This is a genomic window from Sinanaerobacter sp. ZZT-01 (assembly GCF_035621135.1).
Taxonomy (GTDB): Bacteria; Bacillota; Clostridia; order Peptostreptococcales; family Anaerovoracaceae; genus IOR16.
Genome location: NZ_CP141728.1, coordinates 2,078,251 through 2,095,674 on the forward strand (window position 1 = coordinate 2,078,251; position 17,424 = coordinate 2,095,674).

A 17,424-nucleotide genomic window follows, 5' to 3' on the forward strand; every position below is an offset into this window, starting at 1 on the left:
AAGCCTTTGCTTTTGTAGGGAGGTCACTGTAAAATAAAAAAGAGAAAATATAGGGGATTATGGAAAAAAGTGTTTGGTCATGTGAGGATGCGTATGAAACAGATGGAATCAAAGCTAAAGTATGGGATTTTTATATTAGCCTTAGGGTTTATTGCAGCTGGTGTTGCGAGAGAGGAACATCTTATTGTGTTACAGAAAGCGGTTAAAATTTGTTTGGAATGCATAGGAGTCGGGTGATGAGAGGAAAATACAAGTTTAAAAGAACAGTGATTCAGATCATTTCTACACTTTTGCATAATGCAAATTTGAAAGGATTTGCAGAGGGTAGAATTTATACGGGAAATTCAAAGATGGCATGTGTGCCGGGTTTAAATTGTTATTCGTGCCCCGGTGCGGTGGGGTCTTGTCCCATCGGAGCGATGCAGGCTGTTTTAGGAGGAAGAGATTATCGATTCACTTATTACATATTAGGAACTCTTTTCTTTTTCGGGATTATCTTTGGAAGGTGGATTTGTGGATTTTTATGTCCATTTGGTTTTTTTCAAGATTTGCTTTATAAAATAAAAGTGCCAAAAGTTAATGTTCCGAAAAAACTGGATCGCCTGATGCGCTTTATAAAATATGGGATGCTTCTGCTTCCTGTTTTTTTACTTCCGATATTTTTAATCAACCAATTCGGAATGGCTTCCCCTTATTTTTGTCAGTGGATTTGTCCGGTTGGAACATTAGAGGGAGGAATTCCTTTGCTTGCAAATAATGAGAATCTGAGACAGATGGTTGGTTTTCTTTTTCATTGGAAGTTGGCTTTACTCCTTTTCATCATTTTTTTGTCGATATTAATATATAGACCATTTTGTAAATATTTTTGTCCATTGGGTGCGTTTTATTCTTTGCTCAACCGCTTCAGCTTTTATCAGATGCATGTGGACTCTCAAAGATGTACTGGATGCAAGGCTTGTGAAAGGGCCTGCAAAATGAACGTGGAGGTCACAAAAAATATTAACTCCTTGGAATGCATTCGATGCGGTGCCTGTAAGGAAGCCTGTGAGGAAGGCGCAATTCAATCCGGATTCTATTTTACAAAGAAAACTTTTAACGATGCTGATTCCGACCATGAAAAACATCATAACATTGCATAAGAAAGATGGAAATAAGATAATAAAAAAATCTTTGTATCAAGGATGTAGATAAAAAGTTGAAATTTCAATGAAACGTGAAGGAGGCTTGCGGAAATTGTAAAGGCGTAAAACGCATAATTTTCAAATGAATCTAAAAATAAGGTAAAAATATGTACTATTATGGAAATTATGATATAATTACTAATAGAAGTTTCGGGGTGAATAAGCTACAAAATTTGATTTTCTAATTAAATAATGATGTGCATGAATTACGTGGCGGGGCACTGATAGTGGCAGATCGACTTAGCTGTAATTGCAAAGGCATATAGGTAGAAAATCTAATATTCCAGCGTTTTTGTAGAATTTTGCTTATTTCCAAATCTAACCACACTATACACCAGATTGGAGCTAACCATTATGAACGTAAAACTCACAAAAGAAATGTATCCGAAGGAAGCCATCTTAAAAGCGGCATACTTTTTCACCGACAGATATTTTATGTCACTGGATACCGATGAAAGGTATTACTACATAGGGATTTCAGAAAAAGAGGGAAACGCAGAGCTTGATATCGACAAGAAGTTTCGAAATGAAGTCATCACGCAGACTGCAAGGTATTGTGTCATGCAGCAGACTAAGAACATTAGGGAATTAATACTGGGAAGAGCCTTGGCTTCTACCGTTGTTGATGATACGGACACCGGATTTACGGATGACGAAACAATAAATGCAGAGGATATTTTATTTAATTGGTTTGATCGGTATGATAAATAGCATGGTACTCAATGAAGCGTTTCTTATTACCTTATTAATCTATTCGTGTATTTATGTGACGGTAACAGATATTCGGCATGGGCTGATCCAAAATAAAGTGATTGCTGGGGCAGGCCTGTTAGGGTTTCTGGCAAATCTTATTTATTATACGGTATTTGCAGAAGTGTTTTTAATCGCCTTTGTTCTAAATGTCGCAGTAATGGCGGCGATCTCCATTGCCTTTTATGCGCTGCATATTTGGGCGGCCGGGGATAGTAAGCTGTTGATGCTGGCGGTGTTTCTGATTCCTGCGCGGATTTATTATGAAGGAAATAACGTGACGGCAACCGTCATTATAATGATTTTGATATTTTCAATCGCCTATATCTATATCATTTTGGAGTCCATTTATTTAGGGATAAAAGAAAAAAACTTCTTTCAATGGAGTGTGTTAAAGACGGACATGCGCCAGATGGTGAAGCAGTATATCAAGTGCACCTGTCTCGTTACTTCATTTGGGATGGTTCTGCGTTTTCTTATGCCGGAATTTTATGATGCAAACTTAGAACTTGTGATGCTGCTTAACATGATTCTCATCTTATGGAGCTTTCATTTTAAATTTTTTGACCGGGGCCTGCCGCTCCTTTTGTTGGTGCTTGCAACGGCTGCAAGTTATTTCTTTCTCCAAAGTACCGCTGTTTCCATCAACCCTAAAATATATTTGGTGGTAATCGTGGTGCTGCTGCTCCGGTTATTCGTAGAAAAATATAACTATAGGAAGATACCTGCAAATCAGGTGAAAGAAGGAATGGTGCTGGCTTATTCTACCGTTATTTCCTTTCTTCCTTCCACCGTAAAAGGACTGCCGCGTTCTACGACAGAGGATATCAGGGCAAGGTTGTCTTTCGTGGAAGCGGAGAGTATAAAAAGGTGGGAAAATTCTAAATACGGACAACCCACGATAGTGATCGTAAGAAAAATGCCGTTTGCCGTCTTTATTTCGATGGGAGCGGTACTCTATACCGTCATGAGGATTTTAATTCGATGAAAAGATACATTGAGGACTATCAGGATGCATACTATGTGTTCCGGCTGGCGTATTGTCAGGAAGAACATACTGCACTGATGCAAAATGGGTTAAATCACATTTATAAGGATGGAGAGACTTATAAGCTTTATACCTACGATGGGTATATTATGCTTCACCAGGGCGCGGGTGAGTTGTTTGAGAATCACAGCTGTGAAGATGTTTTTTCAATAGACAGCAACGGCATTGTATACGAGCAATATAACGCAAGCTCAGATGACAATGCACTGGTGCTGACGCTGCAATGTAATTCAAACTGTGTCATGTGTCCCTGCAGTGAAAACTCGAGGCGACTCAGCCAACGCGCGCATTTGGATGAATTAAAGGAGCTTCTGCGTTATTTTCCGAAATCCCCACGTTATTTAACCATCACAGGCGGAGAGCCGACCTTATTAAGAGATGATTTTTTTGGTCTGATGGAATGTTTACAGTATGGCTACGATGAAACTTATTTTTTGCTTTTAACCAACGGCAGGGCGTTTGGTGATTACCGTTTTACAAATCGTTTTGTGGAGGTATTGCCGGATCAGATTCGTGTAGGCATTCCACTCTACGGGTATAGTGAAGAAACGCATGACGCAATCACACAGGCACCGGGCAGTTTCAAACAAACAGTAATCGGCATTCATAATCTCCTGCATTACAATATAGCCGTTGAAATACGGATTGTGCTAACCAAGCTCAATATGGAGTATATCGATCAGGTTGCAAGATACATCGCAAAGTATTTTCAAGGTGTCCATAGCGTGAATTTTATGGGACTGGAACTGTTAGGCAATGCCGCAAAGAACCGGGAAACGGTCTGGTTGCCTTATGATGAAATGTTTCGAAAATCAGAAAAGGCAATTCGAATCTTAATTGCTCATGGGATTGATGTTCAATTATTCAACCTGCCTCTTTGTGCCGTCAAAAAGGAGTATTGGAGCATTTGTGCCAAAAGTATTTCTGATTATAAGGTGAAGTACAGTGAAGAATGTCAGGATTGCGATGTAAAAGAAATTTGCGGCGGGGTATTTGATAGTACAAAACAGGTTACAAAGTTTAAAGGTACGCCAATAAAGAGGGAAGTCAATTGCTGAATTATTTTAATTTCAAAAAAATAGGCAGTCAGTATCTAATTACCAATGATACGGGGAAATATCAATTCTTAAGTGAAGAAGTATTTGCTGCGTTTCTTCAGGAAAAGAGCTTGCCGGAGGAAATCTATCACGAATTAAAGGATAATTTTTTTCTCTACGATGAGCATGAGCATGTTTTTTCGGAAAAGATTAAGTACTATATAAGGGATAACAAGAATTATCTTTTCAGTGCCACTTCCTTACATATTTTTGTCTTAACGAATGTTTGCAATATGAGTTGTGTGTATTGTCAGGCAAAGGATGATACAAAGAGTGTTCCTCATAGAATGTCAAAAGAGGTTGCCGAAAAAAGTGTGGATATTGCGCTGTCTTCCCCTTCCCGTTATCTGGGTTTTGAATTTCAGGGCGGAGAACCGCTGACAAATTTTGAAGTGCTGAAACACATCATAAACTATACAGAGAAACGGAAGAAAGGCAAAAATATCAGCTATAGTCTTGTCACAAATTTATCGTTGTTGACACAAGAGATTTTGGATTTTTTAATCGAGCATCATGTCAATATTTCAACTTCGTTAGACGGAGCAAAGGCATTGCATAATAAAAACCGCTCCTTTCAAAATGGGGGCGACACGTTTGATACGGTAATCGAGAAAATCAAAAAAATTCAAGAGGAGAATTACGAAGTCGGTGCAATTCAAACGACGACGCGTGCGAGCTTAGGCTGCGCAAAAGAAATTATAGATATATATGTGAGCTGCAAGCAAACCAGTATCTTTATAAGGCCTTTGACTAGGCTGGGAACGGCAGATCGGGCTTGGGACAAGGTTGGTTATACTGCAGAAGAATTTTTAGCATTTTATGAAGAATGCTTAAGATATATAATCCGACTGAATCAAGAAGGAACGGACATTTGTGAACGGCATGCGGTGATCTTTCTTAAAAAAATTTTGGATGGGTTTTCTGAAAATTATATGGAGCTCCGCTCTCCTTGCGGGGCGGCAATCGGGCAGATGGCTTATTTTTATGATGGCAGTGTCTTTACCTGTGACGAGGGGAGAATGCTGTACGAAATGGGAAATCCTGCGTTTCAATTAGGCAGTGTGTTTGAACATACCTACGATGACTTAATACAATCCCCGACCTGCAAGACGGTATGTGTCGCCTCTCTTTTAGAGGGGCAGTTAAATTGCTGTGATTGTGTATACCAGCCGTATTGCGGGACTTGCCCGGTGATCAATCTGGCACAGGAAAATGACTTGTTTTTCAAGAGTGCACAATCGTTTCGATGCAAGGTATACGGGGGCATGTTAGATTGCATCTTCTCTATCTTACAGGAAAACAAACCGGAAGAGAGGAAGGTCTTTTATAAGTGGTTAGGAGTTGAGTGGAATGAAGAGAACGAGTAAAGTGGTAAATACTTTAAAAGTACTGGGTGCGCTATTTCTATTCGTCATTGTAGTTTCTTTGTTGAGTACGCTCAATACGCCGACGTTAGAGCAGCTGAATGCGGAACTTGTATCTACGAGATATTTGGAACTGCCCTCGGGTACCTATGCAGGGGATACCGCACTGGGTACTTTAACCGGAAACGGCACATTCTATTTCGATACCGGTGAGCGTTACCAAGGCGAGTGGAGCTTGAATGAACTGTCGGGTGATGGCAAATTTACATATACGACTGGAACCTATGAGGGAAGTTTTGTGCAGTCCAAAAGAGAGGGGGAGGGAACCTTCACTTGGTCTGACGGAGCGGTATATGCAGGTGCTTGGAGCAGCGACAAGCTGTCTGGGGATGGGAAATTGACCTCTGGTGAAACCGTATATGAAGGAACGTTTGAAGAGAACAAATTTATCGAAGGCGATATTACGATTGCGGGTAAAACAGGTACCTATCAATTAACAGCTGAAAAAGGTGGCTTGACCGATACCATTCATATCGAATTTACTTCTGGGACAAGGTATGCCGGTGAATATTCAGGCGCAGTATTATCTGGAAAAGGAACGATGACCTTTGACGGTGTGGGAAAATACGCCGGGTCTTTTTCAAATGGGAAAAGAGAAGGGGAAGGGGTATTCACTTGGTCCGATGGTGCGGAGTACACAGGGGCATGGAGCGCGGATTCGATGAACGGAGAGGGAGTCTACAAGTTTGACAGCGCAACTTATATCAAAGGCCAATTTGTAAACGGCACGTTAAACGGAACCTACACCTACCATAATTCAAAGGGAAATTATACGACGCAGTGGACGAATGGCAGATGTACAAAGATTGAAAAGGAGTAAGGAAAAGTGAGTGAAAAGCTGTTACCTGAGATCAAAAAATCAATTGAAGATTTTCTTTTCGAGGAAGAAGGAAACATTACAAGAAACAAGGTGATTACGATCGGCTCCATGGTTCTGATTATGGGTGTGATTCTGGGAACAGAGGCGTTTGCAGCACACAGTTCTCACAGGTCGCATAGCTCCCATAGCTCGCATCGTTCGCATAGCTCGGGATCGGGAGGGCATTCCTCTCATGTTTCGCACGTTTCCCACACCTCACACGTTTCAGGCTCAGGAGGCTCTCACAGCTCCCATAGCAGTGCGGCAACGTCACACTCTAATGTCGTACCGGTTGACCCGATGCCTTCTATGTCTGGTGTGGCACTGAAAACGCCGCCGGCAAGCGAAGCTACGGCGATGGCCGATCCGATTGCAACAAGCTTTGTTTTGCCGGATACCCCGAAGGTAAAATAAGACCTAGAAGTAGATGAACCGCAAAAATTGTAAGGGAGGAAGGGAGCGTATTATGAAGACGGCAGTGAGCAGAGTATATACACTTTTTCATGCTTGTTTACCGGAGAACGAACAAGTGCAAAAAAGACTATATTTAAATGAGATTTTAGAATCACAGGAATACATAAAATTAAAGGAATATGAGCCGTTTTATCCGTATTTTGACACTTTCTTTTCAAAGGAAAAATTATTGGAGTATGGAGCTGCGCAATTAAGTGAGCAGAGAAAGACAATTCCGAACGTTATTCCTGCCATTGAAACGCTGTTTCATGCAATCTGTTTTGGAAATGCGATGGAATTAACAGAAAGGGATATACCGGACTTTTCTTCCGCAGCATCATTAAAGCGTTTCTCTGCGAAGCTGAAGATAGAGCAAGAGCATAAAAATATAACGAATATAACAAAGAATCACTTTATGGATATCTTTTCAGAAAAGACGGTAACAAATCCGACAGAAGCCTTAAAAGCAATTACAGTAGAGGATATAAAAAATCTTGTCGAAGCAATGAAAAGAAATCTGGGGCAATGCACTTATTGTATAAAGCAAACAGACCTCATTGCCATCCAAAACGAATATGATGAAAAAGTTTCTGCAATCAAGGAGAAGCTGGCAGGCATAAAGAGAACAAAAAGAGCGTTGCAATTGAAAAAGCTTGCAGCGGTTGGGCTGGTAATCCTTCTTTTAACTCTTATAAATTCTTTCGAATTATTGAGTCTGGGAGCTGGTACATTGGCAACCTTGTTGTCTGCGGGGTTAACAGTACTCTATTTTTTGATTGGGTAAGGGGGACAATATGGCGACAGGAAAAAGTCTTGCAGAGTATATAAAAGAACAAGAGGACGATTTTCAGGAAAAAAACACGAAGATGGAAAAAAGAAAGACAAGTTTTCAGAAGAAAAGCATTATTTTTGGAAGTGTTTTTTTAGCGTTGCTCATTGTCCTATTTGTCATTGATTTTAATACCAGAGATCGTTCTTATGAGGCGTTGAAGAATACAAGGGTGACAGATCCGAACGGAATGGCTGAAATCGCGACATCCTCAGAATTGCTGGGGCATACGGATTTATATGAAAAATATGAAGCTGCGTGCTTGGGGAATAAAGGCTCTCACGCAATGAATTATGGATTGCTGGCTGAGAACCGGTATGGCTATACATCAATGAACGGGCAGAAGGAAACGGTATTAAATGTGAAAGGCAAAGAAACGATTCTTTCGAAAAAGCCAATTTCACAAATAAACATTACAAGCGATAGCGTGATTTATCGGGGTGCTGATAAAAAGCTATATAGGAGCAGGCATGACGGCTCAAAAAAAACGGTCATAGTAGAAGATAAAGTGGGGACTGTCCTTTCAGTGGGGCAGGATATTTATTTTGTAAATTACACAAAAGGAAATAACCTGTATCAATATCATTTAACGGAGGAGAAGTCCGTTTGCGTATTGAAAGAAGACATTAAGACTTTTACCGTTGCCGCGGATACCGTATTGTATTTGGATTATGAGAATTGTCTTCATTCGGTTTCCTTGGATGGCGTGCCGCATTGGACTTTAGAGCAGGTAGATAAATTCTATTTTAACGGTAGAATCTTTGTACAAAATAATGATAAAGTCATTTCCTTTAACTTGAATAAGCATGATCCCAAAGATGTGGTGTCCGGCGTTTCGGAGCTGCTGGGTGTCGATGCGGAGACTGTTTATTACTCAGTAAAAAACAAAGTCTATGCTTATAATATGGGTGCGGATAAGACAACAGAGCTTCCGTATTCTTTTGATTATTTTAAAGGTGTTTATAAAATAGATGGGAAAATCATAGTTTTGGGCGGAACGATCAGTGAAACTTAGTGGGGGTAAGGAGGAACCGGGCAATGGCTGAGAAAAAGGGGATTGATTGGATTGTTGGAAAAGGGCATGAACTGGCTGAGAGACTGGATGGTGAGACCTTCCATACCGCTGAAAAAAAAGAGAAAAAGGATCCTAAAGGATGGAAAGCATATACCTTCAACTACCATAAATATTATGGGCTTGACGAAATCAGCATGGCGTTTGCACAGGACTGGGGCAATGCAACAAAGCATTTATACCGTGGGCATGTTGAAAAAAATATCGCACAATATGGGGAGGAATACGTAAATAAAATAAGGGAGTTAAAGGAGATAGAAGATAAGGATGCTGCGGTATTTTCAATGATTTATGTATTGAACCCGAATGCGCCACTTTGTTTTAAGGGAACGCTGTATCCGGATTTAAAGGGCTTGGGGGAAGCGATGCAGGCACAGACACCAAATCAAGATGCAGATATATACCAGTTGCTTTCGAGCGGATGCTTGAAAAAATATGTAGATCAAACGGAATATGACGAAAGATTCAAAGAAGCGGTTTCTGCAATCACACAAAAAATAATGGAGAAGGAAGATGCGTTTTATTTTGCGCTTATGTACTTGCTTTGTCCAGTGCTTGGGTTTGAGTATAAAGGAAAACAATATGCGAGTTTAGAATCCTTTGTTGCGGACTTGGAAAAAAATGAGGAAGAACAACTCGCTAAAGCATGCAGCGAATTGGTGTCCGATAAACGATTTCTCATGTGGATTTATTCACTGGGCTATAAAAAGTCCGTCACTGATTGGATGAATACCTACGAAAAAGTAGTGTGAAGCAATCGATGCGGATGCCAAGTTAACAGAAAATTCCGGGAGATTCGCACCAAGATTAAATGTAAAAAAATACTTATTTTGCAGTCGCTCTCCGTAAGGAGGGCGTGGATTGAAATTATTCCAAGTTGCTTGCACTCTTGCACTATCAGAGGTCGCTCTCCGCAAGGAGGGCGTGGATTGAAAAATATATATGATATGTTATGTTATACTTAAGGCGTGTAGATGCTTATCTTTCAAATAAAGAGGATTAATCGAAATCTTAGCCTCAGGAATAGGGTTATGAGGCTGTAAAGTCGCTCACCGCAGGGAGAGCGTGGACTTATATAGAGGCTGATTATTCGCAGTCTCTGGTATAAGTCAAAGGAGGAATGCCACATGATTTATAGAAAGCAATACATGGATAAAATTGTTCGTTTATTGACACCCCATTTGTTAAAATATTGACGGGTGTACGTCGGTGTGGGAAATCCACGATTTTATTGATGCTGCAGGAAGAGTTAAAAAAGGGAGGTGTCTTGCCGGAGCAAGTTCTTTCCTATAAATTTGACAGCTTGCGTTATGAAGAAATAGATACTGCTTCTAAGTTGTACAAAGAAATAGAGAAAAAGATTATTTCGGAGGCGAGGACTTATTTATTTTTAGATGAAGTACAAGAAGTAAAAGATTGGGAGAAGGCGATCAACTCATTTATGATGGATTTTAATGTAGACATTTTTGTCACGTGTTCAAATTCCAGAATGATGTCCTCAGAAATTTCCACTTATTTGACAGATGAATTTGCAGGAGGCAATTATGAAGGAATCAAAACGATGCATGTGGCAGATTTTCTCTTGAGTCAAGAATATTAAGATGTCGGGAAACCAGTGACATTGATGATAGCAGATTATAAATACAAATCGGGTCGCGAATTGCATAGTCTTGCCATTAATGTACTTGCTATCAATGTGCCGCAAAGTGGAGCAGCAGTTTACACGTATGATGAAGATCGCAATAAAAAGTGGAGACAAGCCAAACGATAACACATCTGTATACAGCAGCGATCGGAACGGTATACATTACAAGAATATCGTCTAAAATATAAGCAGAATGAAGAATAGCCGAAATTGACATTGATTGCTCGTCTTGTATCGGTTATAATATATTATGTAAACATTTTAGACGAAAGGGTGATTTTATGAATTATATACACAGGGCAATGGAGGATACCTTTCTCCGTCTTTCCAAAGAGTTCCCTGCTTTGTTACTCACCGGCCCGAGGCAAGTCGGTAAAACAACGATGTTGCAAAGACTAGCTGCAGAGGAGAACTTAGATCGGGAATATGTTACACTGGACGATTTGACTGAGCGACAAATGGCGAAGAATGATCCAAAGATGTTTCTGGAAATTCATAAGCCTCCAGTTTTTATCGACGAGGTACAATATGCACCGGAGCTATTCACCTATATTAAAATACATGTTGATCAGAATCACCGCGCCGGTGATTTTTGGTTGACAGGCTCACAGGTCTTTAAACTGATGGATGGAATCCAGGAATCACTGGCCGGACGTGTCTGCCTACTGCATATGTCTCCGCTGTCACAGGCTGAAGTTTGCGGTGTTGTTTCAGTGCCCTTTGTGTTGGATTTGGAGCATTTGTCACAGCGGGTAAAGGAAAGGAATCCTGTTGATACGCCTGCACTTTATAAACGTATTTTCAGAGGGGGGATGCCTGCTCTTATCAGTGGGAAATACAGTGATTACCGAGCGCTTTATTCTAGCTATATCAGTACCTACATTGACCGTGATGTAAAAGAGATATCCGGTTCGATTGATTCTCTTAAATTTATGGATTTCATTACATCAGCTGCCGCTTTGTGCGGGCAAATGGTGAATTATAAGACCATTTCTGATGCTTCTGGGATTGACCAGGTTACTGCGAAGAAATGGCTTGGAATTTTAGAACGGCTTGGAATTGTGTTTTATCTCCATCCGTATTCTAACAATATGCTTAAGCGGATGGTGACGAAACCAAAGTTGTATTTCTATGACTGTGGTTTGGTAGCATATTTGACCAAATGGAGCGATAGCGATACCCTAATGAATGGTGCTATGAGTGGCGCGATTCTTGAAAATTTTGTAGTGTCAGAGATTCTCAAGAGCTATCAGAATTGTGGACGGGAAGCGTTTATTTATTATTATCGGGATAAGGATACGAAAGAGATCGACATTTTGCTGGAAGATAGCGGTAAGCTATACCCTATGGAAATTAAGAAGACAGCTACGCCACAGAGCCAGCTTACGCGTGTGTTTAGCGTGATTGATAAAGCTTCCCTAGGGCGCGGGATTGGAGCCGTTCTTTGTACCACCGACCGACTTTCAGCATTCGATCGCCAAAATTTGATTGTTCCTATTTGGGGAATATAATAAGGTTGAAAGGATATCAACCTACAGTCCATGTGCTATTTTGCAGATGGAAAGAAGTAAAAGCAAAATTCTGGCACGGATGTACGAATTGTTGTAGTCCCACCGTAAGGCAAATCAACTTCTATCTACCATGCTAAAAATATGGTGCGAATGCCAAGCTAACAGAAAATCCCGGGAGATTCGCACCAAGATTAAATGTAAAAGAATACTTATAATTAAAAATAAGGTAGAAAATTACTGGAATATACATGTTAAAGATGGATTAATTGTAATATATAAGCATGATTTTGCCTTATTTTGCAGTCGCTCTCCGCAAGGAGGGCGTGGATTGAAATTTCCATCTGCTCACCCTCGTTTCTGCTTTAGGATAGTCGCTCTCCGCAAGGAGGGCGTGGATTGAAATAGGTAGAACATAGTAGTTCATGTGACCTACGAAAGAGTCGCTCTCCGCAAGGAGGGCGTGGATTGAAATACTTTGAACGCCGCGTTTTCGCGCTCTGATTCAGGTCGCTCTCCGCAAGGAGGGCGTGGATTGAAATATAATTGCTATAACCGCATTTATAGGGGCTTTTACAAGTCGCTCTCCGCAAGGAGGGCGTGGATTGAAATAAATCGGTATCCTGCCTAATTTAAAAGGCTTTGGTCGCTCTCCGCAAGGAGGGCGTGGATTGAAATCAGTAAGGGTGCAAGTTAAATAAACCAGTTTAAAAGTCGCTCTCCGCAAGGAGGGCGTGGATTGAAATCTGTCTGCGTTTGTTGTCCTCTTCGGCGGCGGCGTGTCGCTCTCCGCAAGGAGGGCGTGGATTGAAATCTAAACATGGAAAAGGGAAAAGTATAGAACAGTTGTCGCTCTCCGCAAGGAGGGCGTGGATTGAAATGTTACTAATTTTATTGTCTCGTAAATATCGGGTATAGTCGCTCTCCGCAAGGAGGGCGTGGATTGAAATGCTAAGCATCCAAGGCAATCCATATGAATTCCAGTGTCGCTCTCCGCAAGGAGGGCGTGGATTGAAATTGATTTTTTTTATTGATGGCATTTTAAGCCTCCTATAGTCGCTCTCCGCAAGGAGGGCGTGGATTGAAATATGATAAAGCAACCTGACAAAGATAAGTCGATATGGTCGCTCTCCGCAAGGAGGGCGTGGATTGAAATAATGTTACGGTTTTAAGCATTTGCAATTGTGATGTCGCTCTCCGTAAGGAGGGCGTGGATTGAAATTTCAATTAAGATAATCTTGAGAAGTCCTTTGATAAACTAAAGCTATTGGCATAAAAATAGCCTCCTATGATAATTGATTTTACCATAGAAGGCGATCGCTTCTTATTATTTACAGGCTTTTTTTCATAGTCGGGGGGTGCGGACATAAAGTTGGACTTCAATAGGATTCCGAAAGGAGTCTCTGATATATTCATAAACTTTTAATAAAAGTTATTATAGGTTGTCCCGTCTTCTAATGATATTCCTTTATATTCGCTTAATTCACTTACTGTTACGAGCTGATATCCTCTCTTTATCAATTCAGGGATAACATATTCAGCTGCATCAGCAGTACTTTCATATATATCATGCATAAGTACAATATCACCATCTTTTACATTTTTAAGAATGGTGTCACATATTATTTCAGCATCTCTATTTTCCCAATCCAGCGTATCAAGTGACCATAGAATGACAGGCATATCAATTTGTTGGCTTGTGTCTTCATCTATATAGCCATAAGGAGCTCTCATTATTTGAGAAGTAGTACCGGTGGCATTTTGTATAATTTGCTGGGTTGTATTTATTTGATAGCTTATTTCTTCATCAGTGAGACTAGTAAGATCTTGATGATTTAAAGTGTGATTACCAATTTCATTTCCGTTTTCTATCATACGTGCTAAAAGGTCCTGATTCTCTTCAGCTTCAGTTCCTAAGACAAAGAAAGTTGCATTCACATTATTTTCTTCTAATACATCAAGTATTCTCGAAGTATAGCATGTGGAAGGGCCATCATCGAATGTCAATGCTATCATTGGTTTGTCAGGATCAATTTCCTGCTTTGTTTCGCATTCGGATGTTGCAAAAGCAGTATAAGGAACGATTGTAACAATAAGGAATAATAGAAGAATCGAAATGATTCGTTTTGATTTTATCATTATGCTTAACCTCTCTAAGTATTTTTATATGAAATTATATCATATCTACATTTTAATCATAACAATTTATTTTAAAGGGAATATGAAACATGCATGTTATTTGTGTGTTAATATATTTCATACTTTCTTTATAATAATACCATTCTTATGTATTTTATATTTATATGGAATAAAAGTATGCTGGATGTAATGCTATAATGAAAAATAAAAATCAATCAATTTAAAGAATTTTATTATATAGAATGATAGATTTTATTATTCGTTTTTAGAATATAGGAGATGTTAACTATAACTAACTCAACTTTTCCACTCTCGGGAAAGTCAATATGAATCTGCTACTCAGTATAGAAAAAATTCCTGTTTTTTGTTATAATATAAATGATTAAACCCACAAATACCAAAGAAACGAATACACGTATAAAGATGCTCTCATGCTAAAAATATGGTGCGAATGCCAAGCTAACAGAAAATCCCGGGAGATTCGCACCAAGATTAAATGTAAAAGAATACTTATAATTAAAAATAAGGTAAAAAATTACTGGAATATACATGTTAAAGATGGATTAATTGTAATATATAAGCATGATTTTGCCTTATTTTGCAGTCGCTCTCCGTAAGGAGGGCGTGGATTGAAATCGAATAGCGAATGTGTGTATCAAATACGGGGTATTGTCGCTCTCCGTAAGGAGGGCGTGGATTGAAATTTGATGATGAAGCGGGCTTGTTTATCCTCTATGTGTCGCTCTCCGTAAGGAGGGCGTGGATTGAAATTCTGTTGCAGTGGACCGTAGATTTGGTGAAGAAACAGTCGCTCTCCGTAAGGAGGGCGTGGATTGAAATATCTTGTCTGTATAGTATCATACACACGATACTATGGTCGCTCTCCGCAAGGAGGGCGTGGATTGAAATCTGCCTTAAAGTCAATATAAAAGGCTTTCCGGCAAAGTCGCTCTCCGCAAGGAGGGCGTGGATTGAAATCGAGTCTGCTGATGAAGTAAAGAACAAACTATCAGAGTCGCTCTCCGCAAGGAGGGCGTGGATTGAAATATCGTCTGGCACAAAAACGATTACCGTGAATTACAGTCGCTCTCCGTAAGGAGGGCGTGGATTGAAATGGTAAACTCTTGCAATGCTTTCGCCGTTGCTTGTGGGTCGCTCTCCGCTGATGCAGCTCAAAGGAGTTTATAAAAAATTCAAAAGACTTTAAGTAAAAATAGGCTAAGCGTTTAAATCAAGAATATTAGGATTATAATTTAAAGAGAGCAGAATTCATTCGTGTAGTTAGGCTAGAACACCGTTCTATTAGAATGATACATAAAAGGGTAGGGATTATGATACAAGAGATTACGGATTTGTTATCAACAGAAATTACGGTACTGCTTACAGCGATGCTTCCGGTGATTGAATTGCGTGGGGCCATTCCTGTCGGCATTTCACTTGGGATGTCACCGACTCATGCATTCATTATCAGTTTTATTGGGAGTATGATACCGGTGCCTTTTATTTTATTCACTATTCGTCCGCTTTTCAATTGGCTAAGGCAGACAAACTTATTTCGGAATCTGATTCGACGAATAACAGAGAAATCTTTGAATAAAAGTGGAAGAATACAAAAATACGGGGTTTGGGGACTTTTTCTTTTTGTAGCCATTCCGCTTCCCGGAACCGGTGTTTGGAGTGGGAGTTTAGCAGCGGCCTTACTGAATCTTCGATTTAAGTGGGCATTCCCTGCTATATTGATTGGAAATCTCATTGCAGGATTATTGATTACGGGATTGAGTCACAGTATATTAAGCGTAACGGCAAATTTTTAAAGAAAGAGCAGAAAGGGGAGCAAGATTATGAGAACCACGCTGGTTATTATGGCAGCAGGCATAGGAAGTCGTTTTGGAGGTGGAATCAAACAACTTGAACCGGTTGGTCCAAATGGCGAAATTATTATGGATTATTCCATATATGATGCATTGGAAGCAGGCTTTGATAAAGTTGTTTTTATTATACGAAAGGACTTGGAAAAAGATTTTAAAGAAATCATTGGAAACCGCATTGAAAAAATTTGTGAAGTTGCTTATGCGTTTCAGGAATTGGATGATCTGCCAATTGGCTTTGCAAGACCTGAAGAGCGGACAAAACCTTGGGGGACAGGACAAGCAGTTTTAGCTTGTAAGGGAATCGTAAATGAGCCGTTTGTCGTTATAAATGCAGATGACTATTATGGAAAAGAGGCATATAAAAAAGTTTATGAATATTTGAATGGACCTTCTTTAAGAATGAAAGAAAATAAAAAAGCAGAGTACTGCATGGCAGGTTTTATTCTAAAAAATACTTTGAGTGATTACGGTGGAGTAACAAGAGGATTGTGCCGTGTGGATGAAAATTTTTATTTAAAAGATGTGACAGAAACACATAATATCGTAAAAGTAGTGAATGATGCGGATTTTTCCATAAGTGCCGCAGTACGTACGGAAAATGGGAGGCTGGAAAAAATTGACTCAAGTGCTTATGTTTCTATGAATATGTGGGGATTGACACCCGATTTTTTTGAGGTGCTGGAAAACGGATTTTGCGAATTTTTAGAAAAGCGAGAAGAAGATGATCTCAAATCCGAATATTTACTGCCGACAATTATAGATAAGCTTTTAAAAGAAGAAAAAGCAAAGGTCAAGCTATTGGAGACAAAAGATAAATGGTTTGGCGTTACTTATAAAGAAGATAAAGAAGCCGTGATCACATCGTTTAAAAAGCTGATTGCTGCTGGTGTATATGGAGAAGGATTATTCAGATGAATAAGAAGAAGACAATAGTAATCGGGCTTGTTTGTCTATGGATGTTTTTAATCTTTAATTTTTCTTCACAGCCGGCTGAACAGACAAATCAGCTGAGCTTAAAAATTACACAAAAAATTATAGATATGAACCTTCTTGTTTTACCGGATAAAGTTGATCCCGATGTTTATTTATTGCTTGCAAATAGATGGATTAGAAAGGCAGCTCATTTTTTTCTTTTCATGATACTGGGATTCTTAATCTCGCAAGTACTAAATGTATGGGTTAAGAATCGCTTCTATACATCAATTGTTTCACTGATAATTTCTGCTGTATACGCAGTGAGTGATGAATATCATCAGATGCTTGTTCCAGGAAGAAATGCGGCATGGAAGGATGTATTCATTGATACAACAGGTGCAGTTTTAGGAATCTTGCTCAGCCTCCTAATCATTCAAGTTTTTAAGAAAAGGAAATTGGAATTGTCGGGACATTATGGAGGGAGTCATGGAAATATACGGCACAAACAGTGAGCTCTTTTACTATTATTGGTATGGTGGATCTGGGCTTGCGGGCATCTGTTTATTCAGAATTTTAAAGTTGATTGATAAAAGCAAATAGTATAAAAAAACAAAGTCTTATGGCTGTGAAAGC

General features: G+C 39.6%; 18 protein-coding genes and 2 CRISPR repeat arrays. Of the genes, 17 read left to right on the forward strand and 1 reads right to left on the reverse strand.

What is annotated here, in order from left to right; translation table 11 throughout:
• Positions 1-93 precede the first annotated feature (93 nt).
• The 14 genes from U5921_RS09985 (at position 94) to U5921_RS10050 (ending at position 11,869) form a co-directional block, all read left to right on the forward strand.
• On the forward strand, positions 94-237 hold the full coding sequence (locus U5921_RS09985) for a CD1871A family CXXC motif-containing protein (protein WP_417765004.1): 144 nt from the start codon (positions 94-96) through the stop codon (positions 235-237).
• On the forward strand, positions 237-1,139 hold the full coding sequence (locus tag U5921_RS09990) for a 4Fe-4S binding protein (RefSeq protein ID WP_324822940.1): 903 nt from the start codon (positions 237-239) through the stop codon (positions 1,137-1,139). The genes U5921_RS09985 and U5921_RS09990 overlap by 1 nt, the downstream gene beginning before the upstream one ends.
• A 396-nt stretch (positions 1,140-1,535) precedes the next feature.
• Positions 1,536-1,892: a His-Xaa-Ser system protein HxsD gene (gene hxsD / locus U5921_RS09995; protein ID WP_324822942.1), complete on the forward strand. Its 357-nt coding sequence runs from the start codon at positions 1,536-1,538 to the stop codon at positions 1,890-1,892.
• A complete protein-coding gene (locus U5921_RS10000; protein WP_324822944.1) occupies positions 1,846-2,919 on the forward strand; it encodes a prepilin peptidase in 1,074 nt (357 codons plus the stop codon). Before hxsD ends, U5921_RS10000 begins: the two co-directional genes overlap by 47 nt.
• Positions 2,916-4,037, forward strand: coding sequence for a His-Xaa-Ser system radical SAM maturase HxsC (gene hxsC, locus U5921_RS10005; RefSeq protein WP_324822946.1), 1,122 nt, complete (start codon positions 2,916-2,918; stop codon positions 4,035-4,037). The genes U5921_RS10000 and hxsC overlap by 4 nt, the downstream gene beginning before the upstream one ends.
• On the forward strand, positions 4,031-5,443 hold the full coding sequence (hxsB, locus tag U5921_RS10010; protein ID WP_324822948.1) for a His-Xaa-Ser system radical SAM maturase HxsB: 1,413 nt from the start codon (positions 4,031-4,033) through the stop codon (positions 5,441-5,443). Before hxsC ends, hxsB begins: the two co-directional genes overlap by 7 nt.
• Entirely contained in the window at positions 5,427-6,320 is an 894-nt protein-coding gene (locus tag U5921_RS10015) for a hypothetical protein (RefSeq protein ID WP_324822950.1), read from the forward strand. Before hxsB ends, U5921_RS10015 begins: the two co-directional genes overlap by 17 nt.
• A gap of 6 nt (positions 6,321-6,326) precedes the next feature.
• Positions 6,327-6,773, forward strand: a complete 447-nt coding sequence (gene hxsA3 / locus U5921_RS10020; protein ID WP_324822952.1) for a His-Xaa-Ser repeat protein HxsA3 — start codon at positions 6,327-6,329, stop codon at positions 6,771-6,773.
• 52 nt (positions 6,774-6,825) lie between these two features.
• Positions 6,826-7,596: a hypothetical protein gene (locus tag U5921_RS10025; RefSeq protein WP_324822954.1), complete on the forward strand. Its 771-nt coding sequence runs from the start codon at positions 6,826-6,828 to the stop codon at positions 7,594-7,596.
• Positions 7,597-7,606: 10 nt separating this feature from the next.
• Positions 7,607-8,656 carry a DUF5050 domain-containing protein gene (locus tag U5921_RS10030; RefSeq protein WP_324822956.1) on the forward strand — a complete coding sequence of 350 codons (1,050 nt, stop codon included), beginning with the start codon at positions 7,607-7,609 and terminating at the stop codon, positions 8,654-8,656.
• A gap of 23 nt (positions 8,657-8,679) precedes the next feature.
• The gene (locus U5921_RS10035; protein ID WP_324822958.1) at positions 8,680-9,465 is read left to right on the forward strand and encodes a hypothetical protein; all 786 of its coding nucleotides are present in this window, start codon (positions 8,680-8,682) and stop codon (positions 9,463-9,465) included.
• A 482-nt stretch (positions 9,466-9,947) separates the two neighbouring features.
• Positions 9,948-10,313, forward strand: a complete 366-nt coding sequence (locus U5921_RS10040) for an ATP-binding protein (RefSeq protein WP_324825984.1) — start codon at positions 9,948-9,950, stop codon at positions 10,311-10,313.
• Positions 10,314-10,328: 15 nt separating this feature from the next.
• On the forward strand, positions 10,329-10,484 hold the full coding sequence (locus U5921_RS10045; protein WP_324822960.1) for a hypothetical protein: 156 nt from the start codon (positions 10,329-10,331) through the stop codon (positions 10,482-10,484).
• A 155-nt stretch (positions 10,485-10,639) separates the two neighbouring features.
• Positions 10,640-11,869, forward strand: a complete 1,230-nt coding sequence (locus U5921_RS10050; protein ID WP_324822962.1) for an ATP-binding protein — start codon at positions 10,640-10,642, stop codon at positions 11,867-11,869.
• A gap of 302 nt (positions 11,870-12,171) precedes the next feature.
• A CRISPR array of direct repeats spans positions 12,172-13,088; the repeat unit is 33 nt; unit sequence GTCGCTCTCCGCAAGGAGGGCGTGGATTGAAAT.
• 200 nt (positions 13,089-13,288) lie between these two features.
• On the opposite strand, the gene U5921_RS10055 is transcribed toward U5921_RS10050, so the two are convergent.
• Positions 13,289-14,005 (reverse strand): polysaccharide deacetylase family protein, encoded by a 717-nt coding sequence (locus U5921_RS10055; protein ID WP_324822963.1) that lies wholly within the window; start codon positions 14,003-14,005, stop codon positions 13,289-13,291.
• 602 nt (positions 14,006-14,607) lie between these two features.
• A CRISPR array of direct repeats spans positions 14,608-15,120; the repeat unit is 34 nt; unit sequence AGTCGCTCTCCGCAAGGAGGGCGTGGATTGAAAT.
• Between the two features lie 216 nt (positions 15,121-15,336).
• Here U5921_RS10055 and U5921_RS10060 point away from each other — a divergent pair.
• The 3 genes from U5921_RS10060 to U5921_RS10070 are packed head-to-tail and all read left to right on the forward strand — an operon-like array spanning position 15,337 to position 17,303.
• Entirely contained in the window at positions 15,337-15,819 is a 483-nt protein-coding gene (locus tag U5921_RS10060) for a small multi-drug export protein (protein ID WP_324822965.1), read from the forward strand.
• Positions 15,820-15,846: 27 nt separating this feature from the next.
• A complete protein-coding gene (locus tag U5921_RS10065; RefSeq protein ID WP_417765005.1) occupies positions 15,847-16,791 on the forward strand; it encodes a nucleotidyltransferase family protein in 945 nt (314 codons plus the stop codon).
• Positions 16,788-17,303, forward strand: coding sequence for a VanZ family protein (locus tag U5921_RS10070; protein ID WP_324822967.1), 516 nt, complete (start codon positions 16,788-16,790; stop codon positions 17,301-17,303). The genes U5921_RS10065 and U5921_RS10070 overlap by 4 nt, the downstream gene beginning before the upstream one ends.
• Positions 17,304-17,424 lie beyond the last annotated feature (121 nt).

Bases quoted from the DNA above. Each gene is read 5' to 3' on its own strand.
- U5921_RS09985 (WP_417765004.1), top strand. From the start codon at position 94: ATGAAACAGATGGAATCAAAGCTAAAGTATGGGATTTTTATATTAGCC.
- U5921_RS09990 (WP_324822940.1), top strand. From the start codon at position 237: ATGAGAGGAAAATACAAGTTTAAAAGAACAGTGATTCAGATCATTTCT.
- hxsD (WP_324822942.1), top strand. From the start codon at position 1,536: ATGAACGTAAAACTCACAAAAGAAATGTATCCGAAGGAAGCCATCTTA.
- U5921_RS10000 (WP_324822944.1), top strand. From the start codon at position 1,846: ATGCAGAGGATATTTTATTTAATTGGTTTGATCGGTATGATAAATAGC.
- hxsC (WP_324822946.1), top strand. From the start codon at position 2,916: ATGAAAAGATACATTGAGGACTATCAGGATGCATACTATGTGTTCCGG.
- U5921_RS10015 (WP_324822950.1), top strand. From the start codon at position 5,427: ATGAAGAGAACGAGTAAAGTGGTAAATACTTTAAAAGTACTGGGTGCG.
- U5921_RS10025 (WP_324822954.1), top strand. From the start codon at position 6,826: ATGAAGACGGCAGTGAGCAGAGTATATACACTTTTTCATGCTTGTTTA.
- U5921_RS10030 (WP_324822956.1), top strand. From the start codon at position 7,607: ATGGCGACAGGAAAAAGTCTTGCAGAGTATATAAAAGAACAAGAGGAC.
- U5921_RS10035 (WP_324822958.1), top strand. From the start codon at position 8,680: ATGGCTGAGAAAAAGGGGATTGATTGGATTGTTGGAAAAGGGCATGAA.
- U5921_RS10040 (WP_324825984.1), top strand. From the start codon at position 9,948: ATGCTGCAGGAAGAGTTAAAAAAGGGAGGTGTCTTGCCGGAGCAAGTT.
- U5921_RS10050 (WP_324822962.1), top strand. From the start codon at position 10,640: ATGAATTATATACACAGGGCAATGGAGGATACCTTTCTCCGTCTTTCC.
- U5921_RS10055 (WP_324822963.1), bottom strand. From the start codon at position 14,005: ATGATAAAATCAAAACGAATCATTTCGATTCTTCTATTATTCCTTATT.
- U5921_RS10060 (WP_324822965.1), top strand. From the start codon at position 15,337: ATGATACAAGAGATTACGGATTTGTTATCAACAGAAATTACGGTACTG.
- U5921_RS10065 (WP_417765005.1), top strand. From the start codon at position 15,847: ATGAGAACCACGCTGGTTATTATGGCAGCAGGCATAGGAAGTCGTTTT.
- U5921_RS10070 (WP_324822967.1), top strand. From the start codon at position 16,788: ATGAATAAGAAGAAGACAATAGTAATCGGGCTTGTTTGTCTATGGATG.